General features: G+C 68.1%; 18 protein-coding genes. 13 read left to right on the top strand and 5 right to left on the bottom strand.

The window, feature by feature from the left end:
- Positions 1 to 110 precede the first annotated feature (110 nt).
- Together VFW04_00565 and VFW04_00560 are read left to right on the top strand one after the other, a co-directional pair.
- Positions 111 to 1,028, top strand: a complete 918-nt coding sequence (locus VFW04_00565) for an NADP-dependent oxidoreductase (protein ID HEX5177794.1) — start codon at positions 111 to 113, stop codon at positions 1,026 to 1,028.
- Between the two features lie 73 nt (positions 1,029 to 1,101).
- Positions 1,102 to 3,387 (top strand): ATP-binding protein, encoded by a 2,286-nt coding sequence (locus VFW04_00560; GenBank protein HEX5177793.1) that lies wholly within the window; start codon positions 1,102 to 1,104, stop codon positions 3,385 to 3,387.
- Here the strand turns inward: VFW04_00560 and VFW04_00555 are convergent.
- Positions 3,347 to 4,126, bottom strand: coding sequence for a cytidylate kinase-like family protein (locus tag VFW04_00555; GenBank protein ID HEX5177792.1), 780 nt, complete (start codon positions 4,124 to 4,126; stop codon positions 3,347 to 3,349). The two genes, VFW04_00560 and VFW04_00555, sit on opposite strands and share 41 nt — an antisense overlap.
- Positions 4,127 to 4,383: 257 nt before the next feature.
- Here VFW04_00555 and VFW04_00550 point away from each other — a divergent pair, with 257 nt between their 5' ends.
- From VFW04_00550 to VFW04_00530, 5 genes are all read left to right on the top strand, one after another.
- Positions 4,384 to 5,088, top strand: a complete 705-nt coding sequence (locus VFW04_00550) for a hypothetical protein (GenBank protein HEX5177791.1) — start codon at positions 4,384 to 4,386, stop codon at positions 5,086 to 5,088.
- A 44-nt stretch (positions 5,089 to 5,132) separates the two neighbouring features.
- Complete coding sequence (locus VFW04_00545; protein HEX5177790.1) at positions 5,133 to 5,909, top strand: (2Fe-2S)-binding protein; 777 nt, start codon at positions 5,133 to 5,135, stop codon at positions 5,907 to 5,909.
- 102 nt (positions 5,910 to 6,011) lie between these two features.
- A complete protein-coding gene (locus tag VFW04_00540; protein HEX5177789.1) occupies positions 6,012 to 6,359 on the top strand; it encodes a PadR family transcriptional regulator in 348 nt (115 codons plus the stop codon).
- A 3-nt stretch (positions 6,360 to 6,362) separates the two neighbouring features.
- Positions 6,363 to 9,101 carry an ABC transporter permease gene (locus tag VFW04_00535; protein ID HEX5177788.1) on the top strand — a complete coding sequence of 913 codons (2,739 nt, stop codon included), beginning with the start codon at positions 6,363 to 6,365 and terminating at the stop codon, positions 9,099 to 9,101.
- 123 nt (positions 9,102 to 9,224) lie between these two features.
- The gene (locus VFW04_00530; protein ID HEX5177787.1) at positions 9,225 to 9,845 is read left to right on the top strand and encodes a TQO small subunit DoxD; all 621 of its coding nucleotides are present in this window, start codon (positions 9,225 to 9,227) and stop codon (positions 9,843 to 9,845) included.
- Here the strand turns inward: VFW04_00530 and VFW04_00525 are convergent.
- Both VFW04_00525 and VFW04_00520 read right to left on the bottom strand, forming a co-directional pair.
- Positions 9,777 to 10,778, bottom strand: coding sequence for an SDR family oxidoreductase (locus VFW04_00525; protein HEX5177786.1), 1,002 nt, complete (start codon positions 10,776 to 10,778; stop codon positions 9,777 to 9,779). The two genes, VFW04_00530 and VFW04_00525, sit on opposite strands and share 69 nt — an antisense overlap.
- A complete protein-coding gene (locus tag VFW04_00520) occupies positions 10,775 to 11,101 on the bottom strand; it encodes a hypothetical protein (GenBank protein HEX5177785.1) in 327 nt (108 codons plus the stop codon). Before VFW04_00520 ends, VFW04_00525 begins: the two co-directional genes overlap by 4 nt.
- 166 nt (positions 11,102 to 11,267) lie before the next feature.
- Here VFW04_00520 and VFW04_00515 point away from each other — a divergent pair, with 166 nt between their 5' ends.
- Positions 11,268 to 11,618, top strand: coding sequence for a hypothetical protein (locus VFW04_00515; GenBank protein HEX5177784.1), 351 nt, complete (start codon positions 11,268 to 11,270; stop codon positions 11,616 to 11,618).
- Between the two features lie 16 nt (positions 11,619 to 11,634).
- On the opposite strand, the gene VFW04_00510 is transcribed toward VFW04_00515, so the two are convergent.
- A complete protein-coding gene (locus VFW04_00510; GenBank protein ID HEX5177783.1) occupies positions 11,635 to 15,135 on the bottom strand; it encodes an ATP-binding protein in 3,501 nt (1,166 codons plus the stop codon).
- Between the two features lie 79 nt (positions 15,136 to 15,214).
- Here VFW04_00510 and VFW04_00505 point away from each other — a divergent pair, with 79 nt between their 5' ends.
- The 5 genes from VFW04_00505 (at position 15,215) to VFW04_00485 (ending at position 19,682) form a co-directional block, all read left to right on the top strand.
- Positions 15,215 to 16,159, top strand: a complete 945-nt coding sequence (locus tag VFW04_00505; GenBank protein HEX5177782.1) for a VOC family protein — start codon at positions 15,215 to 15,217, stop codon at positions 16,157 to 16,159.
- A 76-nt stretch (positions 16,160 to 16,235) separates the two neighbouring features.
- On the top strand, positions 16,236 to 16,544 hold the full coding sequence (locus VFW04_00500) for a metalloregulator ArsR/SmtB family transcription factor (protein ID HEX5177781.1): 309 nt from the start codon (positions 16,236 to 16,238) through the stop codon (positions 16,542 to 16,544).
- Positions 16,545 to 16,599: 55 nt separating this feature from the next.
- Positions 16,600 to 17,475 carry an arsenite methyltransferase gene (locus VFW04_00495; GenBank protein ID HEX5177780.1) on the top strand — a complete coding sequence of 292 codons (876 nt, stop codon included), beginning with the start codon at positions 16,600 to 16,602 and terminating at the stop codon, positions 17,473 to 17,475.
- Positions 17,472 to 17,951: an arsenic resistance N-acetyltransferase ArsN2 gene (arsN2, locus tag VFW04_00490; protein HEX5177779.1), complete on the top strand. Its 480-nt coding sequence runs from the start codon at positions 17,472 to 17,474 to the stop codon at positions 17,949 to 17,951. The genes VFW04_00495 and arsN2 overlap by 4 nt, the downstream gene beginning before the upstream one ends.
- Before the next feature lie 153 nt (positions 17,952 to 18,104).
- Positions 18,105 to 19,682: an ankyrin repeat domain-containing protein gene (locus tag VFW04_00485; protein ID HEX5177778.1), complete on the top strand. Its 1,578-nt coding sequence runs from the start codon at positions 18,105 to 18,107 to the stop codon at positions 19,680 to 19,682.
- Between the two features lie 47 nt (positions 19,683 to 19,729).
- Here the strand turns inward: VFW04_00485 and VFW04_00480 are convergent, their stop codons facing one another.
- Positions 19,730 to 20,239, bottom strand: a complete 510-nt coding sequence (locus VFW04_00480; GenBank protein ID HEX5177777.1) for a cupredoxin domain-containing protein — start codon at positions 20,237 to 20,239, stop codon at positions 19,730 to 19,732.
- Positions 20,240 to 20,728 lie beyond the last annotated feature (489 nt).

The following is a 20,728-nucleotide window of genomic DNA, read 5'->3' as shown; positions in this document are numbered from 1 at the left end:
ACCATCTTCGGTGCCATTGATGCTTACAGGCTTGTCGGTCGGCGTGCGCTTGGAGCTGGAGCGTTAGCCGGAACGAAGAGGGTCACAACTGATTGAGGAGATGATTTTCGATGAAGGCAATCGTGGTGATGGACCAGACTGCAGGCACGGCCGGGATGGAATTGACGGAGCGGCCCACACCGCAGGCAGCAATCAACGACGTCATTATCCAGGTTCATGCATCGGGCTTCGTCCCCACCGAACTGACGTGGCCGTCGACCTGGACCGATCGCGTCGGTCGCCAGCGCACACCGTCGATCCCGGGACACGAGATGGCCGGCGTGGTCACAGCCCTCGGTTACGGCACGACGGGTTTGTCGGTCGGACAGCGCGTGTTCGGGCTCGCGGACTGGTATCGCGACGGCACCCTTGCCGAGTTTCTGGCGATCGAAGCGCGCAACATCGCGCCGCTCCCGGGCGACGTCGACTTCACGGTGGGTGCCAGTCTGCCGATCTCAGGCCTTACCGCATGGCAGGGATTGTTTCAGCTCGGACGCCTCGAGGCGGGGCAGAGCGTCCTCGCGCACGGCGCGGCTGGCGCAGTCGGGTCGATGGTCACGCAACTCGCGCGATTGGCGGGCGCGTATGTCATCGGCACCGGACGCGTGGCAGACCGGCAGAAGACGCTCGACTTGGGCGCGCAGGAGTTCATCGACCTCGAGCACGACAGGCTCGAGGACGTCGGCGGCGTCGACCTCGTGTTCGATGTCATTGGCGGCGACATTGGGAAGCGGTCCGCGCGACTGATCCGACCCGGCGGAACGTTGGTGTCGATCGTCGGGCCGGTCGAGGCGCGGCCCGTCGACGGATTGGCGATCGACTTCGTCGTCGAGGCCGATCGTGGCCAACTGAACGAGATCGTGCAGCGCGTGCGGGACGGACGGCTGCGGACCAACATCGGTGCCGTCGCGCCCCTCGGCGATGCGGTCGCCACGTTCAATTCGACCAAGCGGCGGTCGGGGAAACCCGTCATTCGCGTGCGCCCGTAAGTCGAAGGCGTTTGCGAATTGCTCCAGCCGCGAAGGCGCGATATGCTCATAGCTTGGCAACAGCCGCTGACACGTGCACTCTCTCGATATCCAAGCATTGAGCCAGTCGGCGTCAGAGCGTGGGCTTTCGTGGGCGCATTTCCGGTCGCTCGTCGAACGGCTCACGGATGGGATCACCGTGCAGGCCCCCGACGGGGCACTGGTGTACGCCAATGAGCTCGGCGCGCGCCTGAGCGGATATTCGTCGCCCGCGGAGTTGTTGGCGGCGCCGGTCGGCGACTACGCTCGCAACTTCGACGTGATGGATCAGTCGGGTGCACCGATGCGTCTCGAGGATCTGCCGGGACGACGCGCGATCCGCGATGGAGAGGCGCACGGCATCCTTCAGGTCCTCGAGCGCGCAACCGGCCGGCGGCGCTGGAGGGACGTCAAGTCGTTCGCCATGCGCGACGATGCCGGACGCGTCGAGTTCGTCGTCAATGTCATCCGCGATGTAACGGGTTCGTTCGAGAGCCTGCGCGCAGCCGAGGCGCGAGAGACGATCGAGGCGCGCGCACGCGACCGCGCTGAATTTCTGTCGAGGGTGACGGCGCTCCTCAACGAGTCGCTCGACTGCGAGCAGACACTGCATCATCTGGCCGCCATGCTCGTGCCGAAGCTCGCGGACGTGTGCACCATCGACTTGCTCGATCGCCGGTCGGGCGCGCTGCGGCGCGTGGCGGTTGCCCACGAGCATCCGGCTGCGGTGCGCTGGTTGCTGGACGCGCGGTTCCCCCTCGACGCGGCGATGCCTAACGATATGCCCGATGTTCTGCGCACGACCGAGCCGACGGTGCGCACGGTGCAGTGGCATGACGGGCGGGCGGGGCACGATGCGGTGTGCGCCGATGGGTTTGAGCTGTGCCGCCGGCTCGACGGCGCGTCGGCCATGTTCGTCCCGATCCGAACGGCCGGCCGCACGGTGGGCGTCCTGACCCTGGTCGCGCCGGTGTCGGCGCGGTTCTCGGACGACGATCTCGCGTTTGCCACCGACATTGCGCGCGGTGCGGGCGCGGCGGTCGAGCGCGCGGAGCTGTACGCAGATGCGACCGAGCGCGCGCAATGGTTGTCGCGCCTGCAACAACTCACCGTTGGGCTTTCGCGCTCGGCCACGGTCGCCGATGCGATCGACACGTCGACGAACCTGGCGCGCCAGGTGTTCGAAGCGGACGCGGTCGGCCTGTGGCGTCTGAGCGGGGACCGCCGGTACCTCGAGCTGTGCGGCACGTACGGCGGCACCGACGCGTCGCGCCGGGCGGCGCAGCTCCTGCCGGTCGAAGCGGAGTTGCCGCCTAACGCTGTGCTCGCGTTCGGCGAGCCGCTGATGCTCGAGACGCCCGACGCGATCTGCGAGCGCTTTCCGGAGATGCGGGACATGGTGCGCGTGCTGCGCATCGGCGCCATTGCCAACGCGCCGGTGAAAGTCGCGGGAGACATCATCGGTGTGCTGGCGTTCCGCTACAATTCGCCGCGCACGTTCAACGCCGACTATGTGACGGCGTTCTCCACGTTCTCGAAAGAGCTCGGGCAGGCGCTCGACCGTACACGGATCCACGCCGAGTTGACGGACGCAAAACGCTCGGCCGACGAAGCGAGAAAGGCGGCGGAGGCGGCGAACGGCGCCAAATCCGCCTTCCTGGCCACGATGAGCCACGAGTTGCGCACGCCGATCAACGCGATTCTCGGATTCACCGATCTGCTCCAGCTCGGCATCGGCGAAGACCAGCAGCCGGCGCGCGCCGACTATGTCCAGCGGATCAGAAAGAATACCGAGCACCTGCTCGAGCTGATCAACGACATTCTCGACCTGTCGAAGGTGGAAGCGGGGCAGCTCGTCATCGACAGTGCCGAATCCGTGGCCGTCGATGTCATCGACGAGGCCTTGGCGGTCGTGCGGCACCAGGCGAACGCACGGGGCGTCGAGCTCTCCGCGCAGTGCGCGCCGGACACGCGCTACGTCGGCGATCCGCTGCGCGTGCGGCAGGTGCTGTTGAACCTCTTGTCTAACGGAATCAAGTTCACGCCGGCTGGCGGCCGCGTCACGCTTGCCTGCGCGGCGAACGGCGCGACGACGGCGTTCAGCGTCATCGACACCGGAATCGGCATCGACGCCAAAGATCTCGAGCGCATCTTCGAGCCGTTCGTCCAGACGGCGTACGTCTATACGCGCGAGTCTGGAGGGACCGGGCTGGGACTGGCGATCAGCCGCCGTCTTGCGCAGTTGATGGGCGGCCGGCTCAGCGTCGAGAGCGTCGTTGGGCAGGGAGCGACGTTCACGCTCACGCTTCCTGCGCGGGAGCGTCGCCGGCGCCGCCGGTAGCATAGCGGGCCGCGGTTTCCTGGGGCCGGAACCCGGGCGCCGTGTCTCGGGCGCGGGCGATCGGAGCCCCGGGCGCGTCCGTTAGGCGTGCGTCGCCCGCGCCGGCGCGCTCGCACCTGGCTGCGGCCTCGACGACGATGGTCGCTGCGTCCGCGATGGACACGCGTCCCGTGTTGATGAGCACGTCGTAGAGCAGCTCGCTCCGCCAGTTCTGATGAAAGTGCCGCTGGACGTAGGCCTGCCGGTCGGCATCGGCGCGGCGCAGCATTGTCATTGCGCCGGCAGCGTCGATGCCGAAACGCTGCATCACCCGCTCGACCCGCGCCTCCACTGGAGCGACGACGCGAACGTGCAGCGCGTCGTCACGGCCGGCGAAGATGCATTGCGCCCCGTGCCCGACGACGACTAACGGCGGCGACTTGCCGGCCTCGACGATCGCGGCACGCGTGGCCTCGGCGATGCGATCCGCCGTCACTACATCGGTTGCCGGCGGAAACGAAATCATCTCCGACTGCGGCATGATGAGGACGGCGGCGATGCGCGCTGCCAGTGACGGCGGATGCTCGTCGAGGTGCTCGACCGTGGTGTGGGCGCACCGGAGGCGCTCCGCGACGCGGTGGATGAGCTCCTGATCCAGCACCGGCCAGCCGAGTTGAGCGCCTACTGCGGCGGCCAGCTCGCTTCCTCCGGCCCCGAATTCCCGGCTGACGGTGATGAGACGCGTCTGCGCGATTCTCACTCGAGCACCTTGCCTGACGACGGGTACGATCCTGCTCGAAGGGGTTGCAGGCGACGTGCCGACGAGAAATCCCTCAGCAGTGTGTCAGAACTTGATGATTCGGCCGTCGGCGGCAAGAGTCGATGGAAAATCGCCGGAAATCGCAAGCTCAGCAGTTGACGCCGGTCGAGGCACTCGCGAACGTGCGCGTAATGCGACTTCGCGCCGTCCCTGTCTCGAGAGTCGATCGAATCGCGAGCACTGCGGCTGCGTCCGGGATGACGATCGCCGCCGCGCTTCTCGTGTTCACGAGCGCCCCGTCTCGTTTCGTGCCTGTAGCCGCGCCGGCGGGATCGCACGAGGCCGATCCGGATGCGCAGCGCATCGCGTACGTCCGTCCACTGCCGACCGCGGCGCTGCCACCGGTTCGGCCGGTGGTGCGGTCTCGGACACCGGTGCGACCGCGGACGGCGGCGCCCCCAACCGACGAGCGCCGCGCGAGAGAACCGCGGCCTAACGCTGCGGTGGCGGACTCGAGTGCCGGAACGCAGGCGCCGGACAGGACGAGTCCGCCATCGGTGTCGCGCTTCGAGCGGGAATGGACGGCGCACGGCATTTCGCCGCTGCTGCTGCCCAACGGGGGCGGCGCCCGGGCGTCCGGCGGCTCGGCGCACGTCCCGTCGGCGTTGTTCACGGTGCCGCCGCAAGCGGACCGGGATGCGCAGCTCCGGGCGCAGGCGATGGCGGACATGGCGGCGAAGGCGGCCGGCGCGCCGATGTCGCCGTCGGCTCGCGGCGGCGTGACCCTCGACGCGCCGATACCGTTCGGCGGGCCGTCGCGTGCCCAACGGAAGCGTGACAGCACCATCAATGCGCAGACGAAGGCCGCTTTGCAGCGGATCTGGCAACGGCTGGATTCCATCGCGGCGGCCCGCCGGCGGCACCACGCCGATTCGGTTGCCGCCGGCCGCGCGGAGCCGTAGCGCGTGCGCGCGTTCGCCCTAACGGAAGCGAGGCGGCTGCGCGCGTGAGCGCCGACTCGCCATCGCCCGTGGCCGCCATGTACGAGCGGTTGCGGGCGCTCGCGCCCGGTTGGGCAGTGGAGGTCGGGCGCCCGATGGACGGGGGATGGATCCGCGGCGACGATTTTCGGGATGCCACGACCGGTCCGTTCAGCGCGCTGCTCGAGCGCATCGGGGCGCGTTCCCGGACGGATGATCGGCGGACCATCGCCGGCTCCTTCGCGCTCCACTTCGGTTGGACGTCTGCGATGGTGATCGCTCCGTATCTGCGATTCGGCTGCGTTCCCGATTGCGCGCTGGAGAACATCGCGGTGCGGTTCAACCGGTCGGCGTACGTGGATGCCACCGCCGTGTACGAAGCGCGAGGCACGGTGGCGGCGGCGCATCCGTCGGCAGCGCAGGGATCGATGCGAGTGGTGCCGGACGAGGCGGCGCTGCTCCGCACGCTGCGCGACGGGCTGGCGGCGCAAGGGGCGCCGGTGGTCGACGCGTTGTATCGCTGGTCCGGGTTTGCGGAGCGAGCGAGTTGGGGCGTGCTCACGTCGCTCTGGGCGACGCACTTCATCGCCTTCTGGCCGGATCACGATGATCAGCGGCCTCTGGCGCGATTGCTGGACGCGTTCTTTTCCGGCGACGATGTGGTCGCCGAGATGCGGCCGGCGATCACGCCGGTCGCATCGGGCGCGGCCGTGCATCTGCATCTGCGCCGCGCGAGCTGCTGTCGCTTCTACCTCGTTCCGGGCGGCGGGCTCTGCGCCAGCTGTCCGTTGGGCGCGGCGTGAGTACGGCGGGCGGTGACGGCGCCTGAGCTCGTCGGCGGCTCGAGCTTGACGCGACAGGTAGCCAACTGCATATTGCTGCCGTCTACCTGTAGCGGACTGACTATGCCGCGCGACGATGCCGCGGGCGGCCGTGGGCCGCTCGGCGCCGGAACCCTGGAGATGCTGATCCTCAAGTCGCTGAGCGCCGCGCCGATGCACGGCTACGCGATCGCGCAGCACATCGAGCGGCTCTCGCAGGATGTGCTCTCCGTCGAGCAAGGGTCGCTCTACCCGGCGCTCGAGCGGCTGCAAGTGAAAGGATGGGTCACCTCCAGGTGGGGACCGACGCCCACCGGCCGCCAGGCGCGCTACTACACCATCACCGCCGCCGGCCGCAAACAGCTCGGCGAACGCACGGCGGAGTACAAACGCATCGCGCTCGCCGTCGGGCGCGTGATGCGCGGCGCCTAACGCATGTCACGCCTCGACGGCCTCCGCTATCGCCTCGGCGCGCTGCTCCATCGCTCGCGTCGGGCGCGCGACCGCGCGCGCGAAATGCAGTTCCACCTCGAGCTGGACGCGTCGCAGCGCGCGCACGCGGCGCACGGATCACTCTCGCCGCGCGACGCCGAGCTGGCGGCGCGCCGGCGCTTCGGCAACCTCACCTACCTGGGTGAGGAGGCGCGCGGCATGTCCGCGCCGGTCTGGCTCGACACCATCGAGCGCGACGTCCGCTTTGCCCTGCGCAGCATGCGACGCGCGCCGGGGATCACGACGGTCATCGCGCTGTCGCTCGCGCTCGGCATCGGTGTCAATGCGAGCATTTACTCGCTGATCGATGCGGTGCTGAATCGCGAGCTGCCGGTGAAAGATCCCGGCGCGCTCGTCATCGTCGGCGATCCGGGCAACGTGTATTCGCGGGGCCACGGGACGCCCGACGGCAAGTCGTACTCGTACCCGCTCTACCTCGACGTGCGCGGCGACGCGCGCGCCTTCACCGGACTCGCGGCGGTGGGCGAAGCGGGCCGCGTCGACGCGCGCATCGGCCAGCGCTCGGCGGAGTCCGAACATCCGGTTGGGCGAATGGTGAGCGGGAATTATTTCGCGGTGCTGGGCGTCGGCGCCGCGCTCGGCCGCACGTTCGACAGCACGGCGGACGCGCCCGGCGCGCCGCCCCAGGCGACGATCAGCTACGACTACTGGGTTAGGCGGTTCGGCAGGGATCCGGCGGTCGCGGGCCGCGACATCGTCGTCAACGGCGTGCGCCTCACGATCACCGGCGTCGCGGCGCGCGGATTCACAGGCGACGTCGTGGGGCAGTCCACGGACCTCTATCTTCCGGTCGCGCTCAACGACCGGATGCATCCGAACGTCCCGATCCTGCGCGACCGCCGCATGATGTGGCTGCTGCTCATCGGCCGCGCCAGGCCAGGCCTAACGCTGGACGAGGTGCGCGCCCGAACGACCCCGGCGGTGCGGTCGGCCGTTCTCGCCGCGGCCACGGCCGACGAGCTGGCGGAGATCAAGGATCGCGGGCTCACGATCGCGTTTGCGCCGGGTGCACGCGGCTTGTCCGGCGTGCGCGAAACGTTTCGCGCTCCGCTCATCGCGCTCATGCTCGGCGTCGCATTGCTCCTGTGCATCGTGCTGGTCAACGTCGCCAACGTGCTGCTGGCCCGCGGCCTCGCGCGCCGGCGCGAAATCTCGCTCCGCTTGTCGCTGGGTGCAGGCCACGCGCGTGTCGTCCGCCAACTCCTAACGGAGAGCGCCGTGCTGGCGGTCGTGAGCGCCGCGCTGGCGGTGGTCGTTGCCTGGTGGGGCAGCCGCATGCTCCTGCTCATGGCGGCGGATGGCGATGCGATCTCGCTCGAGGTCGGACCCAACGCGCACGTGATCGCGTTCACGCTCGCCGTCTCGATGGCCTCGGCGCTCGCATTCGGATTGATGCCGGCGCTCCGCGCGTCGCGTGTCGACCTCGCCTCCGTGCTGCGCACGACGGGCCGGTCGATCGCGCACAGCGCGCGCTTCGGCAGGACACTCATCGCCTGCCAGGTCGCGCTGTCGCTGTTGCTGCTGGTGGGCGCGTCGATCCTCACGCGGAGCCTGGTGAAGACGGAGTCGCAGCCGTTGGGCTTCGATCGCGACCACCTGATCGTGGCCGACCTGGACATTGCGACGCCGGGCTACGCGTCCGAGCGTCTCGCGAGCGCGGTGCACGCCTTGCACGACCGGGTGTCGTCGGTTCCGGGAGTCGCGCGTGTGACGTATTCGATGCTCGGCATTTTTTCCGGGAGCGAATGGCACACTACGGTCAGCGTCCCCGGCTGGGTCGGCGCCGCCATCCGCGACAGTTCCTGTGCGGCGGACAGAGTCGGCGCTGGATACGCGCAGACCATCGGCGCACGGTTAATTCATGGTCGTGACGTGGGACCGCAGGACGAAGGCACGCCGCCGCGAACCGCGCTCGTCAACGAGTCGTTTGCGCGATTCTATTTTCACGGCGCGAATCCGGTTGGGCAGTTGGCGCGATTCGATGATTCGAGCATCGTCCAGATCGTGGGCGAAATCGCGGACGTGCGGTCACAGTCGCTGGACACGACGAGCGCGCCCAGCGTCGAGCGCCGCATCTATATCCCGTACCTCTACAAGAGCGGGACGACGAAGTTCGCGCAGCCCACCGAGCTTCGGCTCCTCGTCCGCACGACGGGCGATCCGGCGCGGCTGCTGCCGTCGGTTCGGCGCGCGATCACGGCGACGGACCCGGCCATCGTGATCGACGACCTCCAGACGGTGCCGCAGCTCATCCGCTTTTCGATTCGAGACGAGCGCCTGGTCGCACGGCTGGCGACGGGACTCGGCGCGCTCGCACTGATGTTGGCCGCCATCGGATTGTTCGGCGTGATGAGCTACAGCGTCGGGCGCCGGACCACCGAAATCGGCGTCCGGTCTGCGTTAGGCGCGCGCCGCTCTGTCATCGCATGGATGGTGCTCCGCGACGGACTCCGTCCCGTCGCCGTCGGCGTGGTGCTCGGACTCCCGCTGTCGCTCCTCGCGGTGCGGCTGCTCGAGCACCACCTCAACGACATCTCGAGCGACCCGGCATCGATCGCGGCGGCGGTCGCCGTGCTGCTCGTGGCTGCGGTCGCCGCGGTGCTCGTCCCGGTAAGGCGGGCAACGCGGATCGATCCGATCGGTGCGTTGCGCGACGACTGATCCGGAACGTTGCGTGAGATGCCTTGCGGCGGCGGCATGCCACCCCGCCGCTACGGAATCTCTGTGCGCGGGCGCAGGTTATGCCGAGCTCGATGGCCGGTGATTTCCCACAACCGACTCCCGATGATCGTTTCCGAACAACCTGGCACTGCCGACCGCAACAGCCGCGCGCTCTCGCTCCTGCGCATCGCCGTGGGGATACTGTTCCTCATCTTCGCCGAGTACAAGGTGGTGGGCACGCAGTTCACGTTAGGCGGCGGCTTCGCCGGGTGGATTCATCGCTTTCTGGCCGATGGTGCGGCGTATCCGTTCATGCGGCCGGTCCTGCGGGGATTCGTGCTCACGCACCAGGTGCCGATCGCCGTTCTCGTGGCATACGGAGAGCTCGCGATCGGGCTCGCCTTGTTGTTGGGCATCCTGGCTCGCACGGCCAGCGTGGCCGGATTCATCTACATGATGGCCCTGCTGTTTTCCTCCAACTATCCGGGCGCGAACGTCGCACCGTGGCAGTATTTTGGCGCGGCGCTGGATCACCTCGTGCTGGCGATGTGCTTTGCGACGTTCGTCATCAGCCGGCCGGTCGCGTTTTCACTGACCGCCGCCCTCGGCGCCCGACGGGCCGTGGTCGGGACGCCGGTGATGGAGCGCATCCGCGAAGTGCGCGGCGCACGGGTCTCACCCATCGTCGTGCCGAGTGGTGATCGCGGCCCCGGCGATGACGGCGCCGACCACGGCGGCGCCTAACGTGAGCCACGGCTTCCGTTTTGCCATCCACAGCTCGACGCTCGATGAGCGCGACCGGTCGTCGAATCGGCCGTGCGCGGCGAAATCGCCGGACACCGGATGCCAGAGGTTGTCGGGGCGATCCGGTTCCACCGGCGTCCGGGTTTCCTCGGCCGCGTAGCCGCTCCTGCCGAGGTCGCGGTCGATGTACGCCGGCACGAGCTTCTCGCCCACCACCGCTTTGATCGTGGACCAGCTCACGAGGAACTCGCGTCCGACGTCGTGCCTAACGGCATGGTGCACGGCATCGGCGCCCACCTCGGGTTGATAGATCGGCGGCACGGGTTGGGGCTGGCGGGGCAGGCGGCTCTTCGCCCAATCGAACTGCGGCGTATTCATCGCCGGCATCTGCACCATGGTCGTGCGCACCTTGCTGCCGTCGTGGATGAGCTCGCTGAGCAGCGACTCGTGAAATCCCATGATCGCATGTTTGGACGCGCAGTACGCCGACTGCAGCGGAATGCTGCGGTGCGCCAGCGCCGAGCCGACCTGGATGATCACGCCGCGGTTGCGCGGCAGCATCCGCTTGAGCGCCGCCAGCGTGCCGTGAACGTACCCGAGATAGGTGACTTCGGTGACGCGGCGAAACTCCGCGGCGCTCATCTGCTTGATCGGCGAGTAGACGGACACCATGGCGTTGTTGATCCAGACGTCGATCGGGCCGAGTTCCGCCTCGACGCGCGCCGCGGCGGCTTCGACGGCGTCGGCGTCGGCGACGTCTAACGGAAGCATCAGCGCGCGTCCGCCGAGCGACTCGACCTCGAAGGCCGTTTGCTCGAGGCGTTCGCGGCCGCGCGCGATGAGCCCGATGGCCGCGCCGTCGCGCGCAAACCGCCGGACGATCGCCCTGCCTAACCCTGCCGACGCACCGGTGACGACGATGACTTCTTTCATGGCCCTCCTCGGTCCAGAGCGCGCTTCAGGACTTCCGCCAGGTGCAGCGGCCGCCGGTTGGTGGTCTGCACGATCTGCTCCCGGCAGCTGAACCCATCGGCGATGATGAGCGTATCTTCGTCCGCGTGCCGCACCGCGGGCAAGAGCACCCGTTCGGCGCAGGCGATCGACACGCGATACTGTGCGCCCCGCTCGTAACCGAACGCACCCGCCATGCCGCAGCAGCCCGCATCGAGCAACCTGGAGTCGAGGCCGGTCTTGTCAAACACCGTGCCGATCTCATCGAAGCCGGGGATCGACTTGTCGTGGCAGTGCCCGTGCACGAGCGCTTTCTCACGAGGCCCGCAGCGAGCGCCGGGGGAGGAAACGCGTCCCCCTTGTCGATCGCGCGAATGGGTAGCACTTTGGCGTTAGCGCCCGAGTGCGCGATTCAAGCCGAGCGTGCATTGTGGATTCGCGCATGTAGGGCCTCGAGTGCAGAGGCACCCGATGGCCGGCAATGACGGACGGATGCTTCCGGATGAGGCGGAGCGGCTCCTGACGGAGCTGTGGCTTCGGCTATTGGCGAGCGACGCACGAGAACCATCGCGCCGTGAGCTCGCCGATTTCACGCGCCCGGTATGCGCAATCGCGCGCGCGGCCGGACTGCTTCCCGAAGAATTGATCGTGGCCGTAAAGAAAAGTTGGGGTTCCCGCCACGAGCTACGGCCCCCCGGTCAACGCCGTCGTCTGGAAGAAGTGCTCAGCGATGTCATCACGGCGTGCATCGACGAGTTCTATCGCTCCGAGCCGCGCGCCGCGTTGGAGCCTGCGCACCGCGATGCGCGACGGCAGCGTTAGGCACCTCGACGCGCGGTCAGTCGTTGCCTGCGCGCGCCGCCGATTGCAACGACAGCGTGAAGGCGGACCCGCCGCCCTCCGTGCTCCGAACGCGGAGATCGCCGCCCATGCCGCGCGCCAAGTCCCGGCTGATCGCGAGTCCGAGCCCCGTACCTTCGGTGCTGTGCGTCAGCTTCCGATGGATTTGCACGAACGGGTCGAACACGATGTCCTGACGGTCGCGCGGGATGCCGATGCCGGTGTCCCACACGCGGAGTAAGACGACCCCGTCCGGGGTATCGCCCGTTGCGCGGCGCGGCGTGTCGATCTCGATGTGACCGCCGGCGTCCGTGAACTTCATGGCGTTCGACAAGAGGTTGAGCACGATCTGCTTGATTTTTTCCCGGTCGCCGCGCGCCACGACTTCGCGCGAGACGCGCACCTCGGACGTCAGCTGGCGGCCGACGAGCATCGGATGCACCATCGTCAGCACTTCCTGCACGACCTCCCACGGCCTGACATCGTCGAGCTGGTACTCCACGCGGCCGGCTTCGAGCTTGGCGAAGTTGAGAATGTCGTTGATGAGCGACAGCAGGTGCGCTTCGCTCCGCTGAATTCTGCCTAACGCTTCGTGCTGGCCGGCGGTGACCGGGCCATGGATGCCCATGTCGAGCAGCTCGGCGTGTCCAGCAATCGCGTTGAGCGGCGTTCGGAGCTCGTGGCTCATTGCCGCCAGGAAATCCGATTTGGCGCGATTCGCTTCCTCCGCATCCGCCCGTGTGCGCTCGGCTTCGCGGCGGGCGCGCACGAGATCGGTGACTTCGACGGCGTGGAAAAACAGCGCTTCGACCGTATCCTCGCTGCCGCGGATGGGCTGACACACGAAGTTGTAAAAGTGTTCTTCGGCGACGCCGTCGTTGTCGGCATCGAATTCGGCGCGAAACTCGCTCGCGGCGAAGGGCCGGCCGGTTTCGTACACGGTGTCGAAGGCCTCGTAGACGCCCTGTCCGACGAGATCCGGAATCGCTTCGTGCACCGGCTGGCCGAGCACCGGGCGGTTGCCGACCATGGCGAGGTACGCCTGGTTGGCGATCTCGAAGACGTGATCGGGGCCGCGCAGCACGGCGATGGCGGCCGGGGCTTGCACGAACAAGCTGCGAAAGCGCGCCCGCTCGGATTCGATCGCAACGCGCAGGCGCTGCTCGTCATCGGCGCGTCGGCGCTCGTGCGCGAGGTCGCGCGCGCGGCGCACCTGGGAGTCGACGCGCGAGAGGAGCTCCTTCGCGCTGAACGGTTTCACGAGGTAGTCGTCGGCGCCGGCGTGCAGTCCTTCCACCCGGGCTTCTTCGCCGGCCCGCGCCGACAAGAGGATGAACGGCACCGAGGCGACGCGCTGATCGGCGCGGACCGCACGCAGCAGCTGGAAGCCATCCAGCTCGGGCATCATGACGTCGCTCAATACAACGTTAGGCCGGGCGATGCGGATCGCATCGAGCGCCTCGGCTCCGTTAGACACTGGGACCACTCGCATGCCGCGCTCGCGCAGCAGGCGCGTCACGTACTCGCGCATGTCGCCGTTGTCGTCGGCGACCACCACCGTCGGATGCTGGACGACCGGGTCGGCGCTCGCCGGCGAGGCCGCGGCGTCCCGATCGGGTGCCGAGGTGTCGGTGGGCAGCCAGCGCAGCGCCTCTTCGACGTAGGTGGCAGTGACGGAGACGGTGCGCTCGAGGTCGTGCTCGCGATGCGGCTCGCGTGTCACGCGATCGGGCGGAAGGTGCGCCGCGCCGAACGGGATCGCGACGGTGAATGCGGTGCCGTATCCCGGTGTGCTCTCGACGTCGATCGTCCCGCCCTGCAGCTTCACCAGCTCCTGCACCAGCGCCAGCCCGATGCCGGTGCCTTCGTGCGTCCGGCTGCGCGCGTTAGGCACGCGGTGGAAGCGGTCGAAGATGCGCGCCAGCTGGTCGGAGGGAATCCCGACGCCGCTGTCGCGCACCACCAGGCGCGCCCGGTGATCGTCGGAATCGACCGTCACGCGAATCTCGCCTTCGAAGGTGTGCTTGAACGCGTTGGACAGCAGGTTCAGCACCACTTTTTCCCACATGTCGCGATCGATGAACACCGGCTCGGGCAGCGCGCCGCCCTCGACGACGAGCCGCAGATCCGCGCGCTCGACGGCCGAGCGGAAGCTCGACGCGACTTCTGCCGTGTAGGCGGCCAGGTCGGTCGGCTCGTATACCGCCTGCATGCGCCCGGCCTCGATGCGCGAGAAGTCGAGCAGGGAATTCACGAGCTTGAGCAGGCGCAGGCCGTTGCGGTGGACGATGCCTAACCGTTCGCGGTTGGCGCTGGTCGTGTGCTGGTCGGTGAGGGCCTCTTCGGCCGGCGCGAGCAACAGCGTGAGCGGGGTGCGAAACTCGTGGCTGACGTTCGAGAAGAACGCGGTCTTCGCACGGTCGAGGGCGAGCAGCGCGTCGGCGCGCTCGCGCTGCGCGTCAAACGCCTGCGCGTTGCCGATGCCCGCTGAAATCTGTGACGCGACGAGCTTGAGAAATCGACGGTAGTCGTCGTCGATCTGTCGCAGGGGATTGATACCCGCGATCAGAACGCCTGCGGGTCGGCTGTCACCCTGGGCGGCGATGGGGAGGACGGCCGCCCGCGTCGGTGGCCGCCGCCATCGTCCGGTGAGGGATGCCCCGAAGCTCGAGGGCAGGTCCAGCAGGCGGAAGGTCGCGTCCTCGGATTGCGCCACGGCCTCCGGAAAGAAGGCTCCGTCCGTCGCCACGATCCACGGCGCGGGCGAAGCGCGTTGGGCATAGAGTCCCGACACCGCGGTTAGGACGGCTCGCGATGGGTCGCCGGCGTCGATCAAGTACACGAGCGCCAACGGGACGTCACGCGGATTCTCGTCGATCGCCTTGGCGGCGAGCCGGCACGCGTCTTCCGCCGTGCGCGCTTCAGATGACTTGGCGGCGATATCGCGGAGCAGGGCCGTCTGCCGTTCGCCGATGACGCGCCGGGTGTCATCGGTGTTCGCACAGATGATGCCTCCCGTGTTACCTGCGTCATCCGGTACGGGGCTATACGAGAAGGTGTAGTACGTCTCCTCCTCGTAGCCGTTGCGCTCCATGATGAGGAGCTGTGCTTCGACGTACGTCCCGCGGTCGCCACGCATGGCGGTCGTCAGCATCGGACCGATCACATCCCACACCTCGTGCCAGATGACCGACGTGGGCTGACCGAGCGCGTGCGGATGACGGCCGCCGATGATGGGTCTGTAGGCGTCGTTGTACATGAAGATCAGCTGCTCACCCCAGCCGATCCAGATCGGCTGGCGCGATGTCAGCATGATGCGCACGCACGTCTTGAGACTCTGCGGCCACTGGTCGGGGCAGCCCAGCGGCGTCGACGCCCAGTCGAACGTGCGCATCCGCTCGCCCATCTCGCCTCCACCGGCAAAGAGCGAGCTGTTCCGATCCGCGTCCAACTCCGCGGATGGGCCTGTGGCCTCCACGTTTCCTGAGGCAGATTTCATGCAGCGTCTCGAAGTAGACAATACGCGTATCTCTCAAAACTCGGACCAGCGTGCGGAACCGCTTGGGAAGGCGATGAACGTGCGGTCCAACGACCGTGTGGACGCCGGCGACCGCGGAGACGCGGAGACGCCGGGCCGTTTCGGCGAGGCGCCGCGCGGATTTCGGCTGCCGTCTGCCACGCGGGTCGGGCCGGTGCGGCTCGACATCGCCGATTTGGGGCGGTCGCTCGACTACTACACGCGCGTCATCGGCCTCCGGGTGCTCGATCGCGGCGCGCGTCACGCGTCGCTCGGAGCTCACGGTTCCGTTAGGCCGCTGGTGTTGCTCGACGAGCGCCGCGGCGCCGCTCCGGCGCCGCGCCGAGGCCGGCTCGGCCTCTATCACTTCGCGATCCTGCTGCCCGATCGCGCCTCGCTCGGCCGGTTCGTGCGACACCTGGCTGCATCCGGCGAACGCGCCGGGTCGGCGGATCACCTGGTGAGCGAAGCGTTGTACCTGCAGGACCCGGACAACCTCGGCATCGAGGTGTATGCCGATCGCCCGCGAGACACATGGCGGCGGCAGGGCGGGCAGGTGGTGATGGCCACCGATCCCATCGACGTGGCGGGCCTGCTGGCGGCCGCGGGGGATACGGCCTGGACCGGGATGCCGTTAGGCACGGAGATGGGACACGTGCACCTCCACGTCGGCGACATCGATCGGGCGGCGGCCTTTTACGCCGATGGCCTGGGATTCGACCGGACGGCGTGGAACTATCCGGGCGCGCTATTCATGAGCGCGGGCGGATACCACCACCACCTCGGCGCGAACACGTGGGCGGGTGCCGGTGCGCGCGCGCCGGACGAGGGTGACGCGCGCCTCGCCGAGTGGACGCTCGAAGTGCCTAACGCCGAGGCGGTTGCGGGCGTCCTCGAGAGTCTCCGTGCGGCGGGCCACGCGGCGGAGCGCGATGGCGGCGACGTGGTGGCGCGGGATCCATGGGGCACGACGGTGCGGTTACGGGCGCGAGGCGAGTCGCGGTAGTCCGGGATCGCGGGGCTTGTCAAATCAACAATAGTTGATATAATACGGTGTGCCCACGACGACTTCCGCCGCTGACATGCGCCGGTCCGCCCGGCTGTTCCACGCGCTTTCGGACGACACGCGGGTGGCGCTCGTCGCCATGCTGCGCGACGGCGAGCGCTGCGTGTGCGAGCTGCAGGATGCGTTAGGCGCGGCCCAGTCCCGGCTGTCGTTCCATCTCAAGGTGCTCAAGGACGCGGGACTGGTGTCCGACCGGAAGGATGGCCGCTGGGTCTACTACTCGCTGCGCCGCGACGCGTTCGTCGAGATGGAGCACGCCGTGGCCGGACTCGCGCCGCGACGCCGCGCCATGCCGGTGCGTCAGGCGTCCGGGTGTTGCACCTGATCGCAGCATCGTCGTGATCAATACATCAACATTTTTTGATTAACAGGAGGAGGCTATGACCGAGAACGGTGGCAAGGGATCCGTGGAAGCCGACCGGCTTCGCGACGTCGTGCGAGAGCGCTATGGCAGCATCGCGAGACAGGTGGCTCGAGGAGAGAGCGGTGTGTCCTGCTGCGAGCCGTCGAGCTCGGCAGGCTGCTGCGGGACCACGCGCCAGTCGTGCGATCCCATCAGTGCGAATCTGTACGATGACGGACAAGTCGCGGGCCTGCCATCGGAGGCGCTGGTCGCGTCGCTCGGCTGCGGGAATCCGACGGCCCTGGCCGAGCTGCACGAGGGCGACGTCGTGCTCGACCTGGGTTCGGGCGGCGGCATCGACGTACTGCTGTCGGCGAAGCGCGTCGGCCTAACCGGGAAGGTGTACGGGTTGGACATGACGGACGAGATGCTGGCGCTGGCGCTCGAGAACGCGGCGAACGCGGGCGCGTCGAACGTCGACTTTCTCAAGGGCCATATCGAGGCGATCCCGCTCCCATCCAATCGCGTCGATGTGATCATCTCGAATTGCGTCATCAACCTGTCGGGCGACAAGCGCGCCGTGCTCGCCGAGTCGTTCCGCGTGCTCAAGCCCGGCGGCCGATTCGCCGTGAGCGACGTCGTGGTGCGCGGCGGGCTGCCCGATGTTGTCAAGGCGAGCATGCCGCTCTGGACGGGGTGCGTGGCCGGCGCACTGGAGGAGCAGGAGTTCATCGATCTCCTAACGGAAGTCGGCTTCGAGAACGCGACCATCGAGCCGGCGCGCGTCTACACGCGCGACGATGCAGCTGCTCTGCTCGCCGGCACGGGTCTCGATGTCGGCCTTGCCGATCAAGTCGCGGGAAGGATAATGAGTGGATTCGTGCGCGCCACGAAACCCAGGACAACACGATGACGACATCGACGACTGCCGGACCAGCTTCCATTCGCCGAGCGACGCAGGACGACGCCGGCGCAATCCAGCGCGTGCTGGCCGGCGCCGATCTGACCATTGCGGGCGTGGCCGAGATCATGAGGGAACATGCCGGCGATTTTTTCGTGGCCGAGTCGAGCGGCGCCCAACGGCAGATCGTCGCGGTGTCCGGCCTGGACGTCCGCGGTGACATGGCGGTGCTGCGTTCCGTGGCCGTGCACCCCGATTGGCGCGGCCGGGGCGTCGGGCAGGCGGTCGCTAGGCAGGCAATCGCCGACGCGGACGCCCGCGGCATTCATGCGCTCTACTTGCTGACGGTGACGGCTGAACGGTTCTTCCCCCGGTTCGGCTTCGAGCGCGTGGAGCGAGCGAGGATTCCACACGCGATCGCCGAGACGGTGGAGTTCGCGTCGGCGTGCCCGGCGACGGCAGTCGCGATGGTACGCGACAAACCTTGACGGTGACGCTCGGAGCGCCGACTATTACGGCGTGCGCCCGGGAGGCGCCCGCGGGTCCGCGCGAAGGACCGAGTCCACTCCTCCATTCACGGTGACCGCTGTCATCTCCGTGCTGGCCTGCTTGCGGACCGCCGGCTATCGCATGGAGGATGTATGACGCAGTTACCCGAGCGCCCGAATCTCGGGCAGCTCAAGCGCCAGGCCAAAGACCTGTTGCGCGCAGTGAAAGCCCGTGACGCCGCCGCGCTCGCGCGGCTTCGCACGCTTCCCGCATTCGCCCACCAACGCAACGACGACGCGCTCGCCGCATCGGCCGCGCTGCACGATGCGCAATCGGTGATCGCGCGCGAGCACGGGTTCCCGTCGTGGAACGCGTTGGGCGCGCGCGTGGAGGAGCTCACCCCCGAGGCAGGCGACGCGGTGACGCAGTTCATCGAGGCAGCCACCGACGGCCGTCCCGACCGCGCCGCGCGGCTGCTCGCGCTGCACCCGGCCACCGCGCACGCCAATTTCTACACCGCGCTGCTCATGGGCGATGCGGACGCCGTGGCTGCACGCCTCACGGAGCGGCCGTCGCTGGCGAGCGATCCCGGCGGATCCCGCGGGTGGCTGCCGCTGGTGTACGTCTGCCATACCGCGTTAGGCTTTGGCCCGCCGCATCGCGGCGATGGCCTGGTGGCGGTGGCGCGCCGGCTCCTCGCGTCGGGAGCCGACCCCAATACGCGCGTGCCGTGGATCCACCACGGCGTCTACCGACCGGTCCTGTGGAGCGCCGTGTGCGTGGCGCATCTGCTGCCGCTCGCCGAGGTACTGCTCGAGGCGGGCGCCGACCCGAATGACGGCGTCACGCTCGTCATCGCCGCGAGCGGCGGCGACGTCACGGCGCTCGATCTGCTGTACGCGCATGGCGCCGACGTGAATCAACCGTGGGCGACCGATGGCTCGGCGGCGCTGTATGCGATCCTCACGTGGTCCGAGAGCACCGTCGGCGCGCAATGGCTCCTCGATCACGACGCGGATCCCGATCCCGTCTTCCCGCCTAACGGTGAGAGGCCGCTGCACGCGGTGGCGCGCCGTGGGTCGCCGGAGCTCGCCGCCGAGCTCGTGCGGCGCGGCGCTGATCCGGCACGGCCGCGACTGGATGGACGCACGCCGTACGCCGTGGCGGCGATGTCCGGAAACGCGGCGGTCGCCGACTGGCTCGCTGTGCACGGAGGCGCGAGCGACCTCTCGGAGGTCGACCGGTTCGTCGCCGCGTGCAGCCGCGGTGATCGGGCCCGCGCTCAGGCGATGCTCGCCGCGAATTCGACGTTGCGCAACGAGATCGGGCCCGAGCACTACGGCGCGTTCTACCGCGCCGCCGAGCGCGGAGATGCCATCGTGCTCGACACGATGCTGGCGTGCGGTTTCGATCCGAACCACGCGGACGATGACATGGGCAGGACCGGCCTGCACGCCGCGGCCATGACCGGGCAGGTGGATACGACTCGCGTGCTGCTGGCGCGCGGAGCGTCGGTGTCGGCGCGGGACGCCGAATTTCATGGGACGCCGCTCGTCTGGGCGGCGGAAGGGCAGCGGTCGCACGCGACGAACGCCCGGGACTTCGCGGCCGTTGGGCGGCTGCTTCTCGACGCGGGGTCGCCCACCGAATGGGATCCGGGCGCCGAGCCGTCCCAAAGCATCCTCGACATCATCGGCGCCTGGCGGCGGGCTGCCGCTGAGAATCAGTGACACGCGCTGTCGTTAGGCAACAGCGGCGGCCGCAATGCCGCTGTTGCCTAACGCGCCTCACGCGCCGCGCCCGGCATCGACGACGCCGGCAGCACGATGAGCTGTCCCCACATCATCGGCAGGTGCGCCGGAATCGAGCACACGAACCGGAAGATGCCCGGTCGCGTGGCGACGTAGCTCACGGTGGTCGTCTTCTGTGGCGGCAGGGACACCGCCATGTCCGGCAGGACGAACGAGTGTACGTCATCCTCGGGATTGATCAGCACGAAATGGATGGTGTCGCCTTCGACGACGGTCACCGACGACGGAGAGAACGCATACACCTCCTTTCCGTCCAGCACGCCGCCCTTCGCGAAGTCCGCACCGAGGAAGGGCAGAACCCGTTGATCCTCTTTGACGAGGAGCGGAACCGTCGTGATCGTGACCGTGCGCGTCACCGGCGTGTACGGCGCGTGCGCCGCGCTCGACAAGCTGCCGCCGCTGCACGCGACGCCGGCTACCAGCGTCCAGGCGGTTGCGCCGATCGCCGTTAGGCGAGAGCGGTGTCGTGATGACATGGGTGGCTGCCCTGGTTTGACATTAGTGACGCTTCGCGGGGCCCGCTCCGCCTGGAGAGATCTACGACAAAGGTGCAAAAGGATAAGAAAAGGATGTAAGAGATAGGGTCGGTGCCTATCCAACCGCAACGACGCGTCGTTAAGCGCGGACGCACGCCGACCGATCTCTTGCATCCCTGTTGTTCTATGAGAGCCTTTGTCGTGGACCTCTCCATGTGGCGCTTCGGGCGGAGACTCGCCGCCGGACGGGCAGAGTGCTACGCTCATGAAGACGCGGACAAAGCAGGACACAACGGGCACAGCCCGGATAACAATCAAAGACGTTGTTTTGTCTGTCGTGTCCGTCGTGTCCGCACCGTGTCCGCGTCTTCATGAGCGTATCACTCTCGCCGTGTTTCCCGAAAATTTCCGAAGAACCATCCTTATTAAGCTGTTGCAGTTGTTCGGCATCGCCTTCGGCCGCCTTTGGACACCGACGAGCGGCGTGCG

It is taken from the genome of Gemmatimonadaceae bacterium (genome assembly GCA_036273715.1).
In the GTDB taxonomy this organism is placed as follows: Bacteria; Gemmatimonadota; Gemmatimonadetes; order Gemmatimonadales; family Gemmatimonadaceae; genus JADGGM01.
Note: the sequence above shows the minus strand (reverse complement) of the source record. Positions and strands in the feature narration are given on the sequence as shown.

Excerpts from the sequence above, each read along its gene's own strand:
- VFW04_00495 (HEX5177780.1), top strand. The coding sequence starts at position 16,600 with ATGACCGAGAACGGTGGCAAGGGATCCGTGGAAGCCGACCGGCTTCGC.
- VFW04_00530 (HEX5177787.1), top strand. The coding sequence starts at position 9,225 with ATGATCGTTTCCGAACAACCTGGCACTGCCGACCGCAACAGCCGCGCG.
- VFW04_00485 (HEX5177778.1), top strand. The coding sequence starts at position 18,105 with ATGACGCAGTTACCCGAGCGCCCGAATCTCGGGCAGCTCAAGCGCCAG.
- VFW04_00565 (HEX5177794.1), top strand. The coding sequence starts at position 111 with ATGAAGGCAATCGTGGTGATGGACCAGACTGCAGGCACGGCCGGGATG.
- VFW04_00525 (HEX5177786.1), bottom strand. The coding sequence starts at position 10,778 with ATGAAAGAAGTCATCGTCGTCACCGGTGCGTCGGCAGGGTTAGGCAGG.
- VFW04_00510 (HEX5177783.1), bottom strand. The coding sequence starts at position 15,135 with ATGAAATCTGCCTCAGGAAACGTGGAGGCCACAGGCCCATCCGCGGAG.
- arsN2 (HEX5177779.1), top strand. The coding sequence starts at position 17,472 with ATGACGACATCGACGACTGCCGGACCAGCTTCCATTCGCCGAGCGACG.
- VFW04_00480 (HEX5177777.1), bottom strand. The coding sequence starts at position 20,239 with ATGTCATCACGACACCGCTCTCGCCTAACGGCGATCGGCGCAACCGCC.
- VFW04_00535 (HEX5177788.1), top strand. The coding sequence starts at position 6,363 with ATGTCACGCCTCGACGGCCTCCGCTATCGCCTCGGCGCGCTGCTCCAT.
- VFW04_00500 (HEX5177781.1), top strand. The coding sequence starts at position 16,236 with ATGCGCCGGTCCGCCCGGCTGTTCCACGCGCTTTCGGACGACACGCGG.
- VFW04_00550 (HEX5177791.1), top strand. The coding sequence starts at position 4,384 with ATGACGATCGCCGCCGCGCTTCTCGTGTTCACGAGCGCCCCGTCTCGT.
- VFW04_00515 (HEX5177784.1), top strand. The coding sequence starts at position 11,268 with ATGGCCGGCAATGACGGACGGATGCTTCCGGATGAGGCGGAGCGGCTC.
- VFW04_00540 (HEX5177789.1), top strand. The coding sequence starts at position 6,012 with ATGCCGCGCGACGATGCCGCGGGCGGCCGTGGGCCGCTCGGCGCCGGA.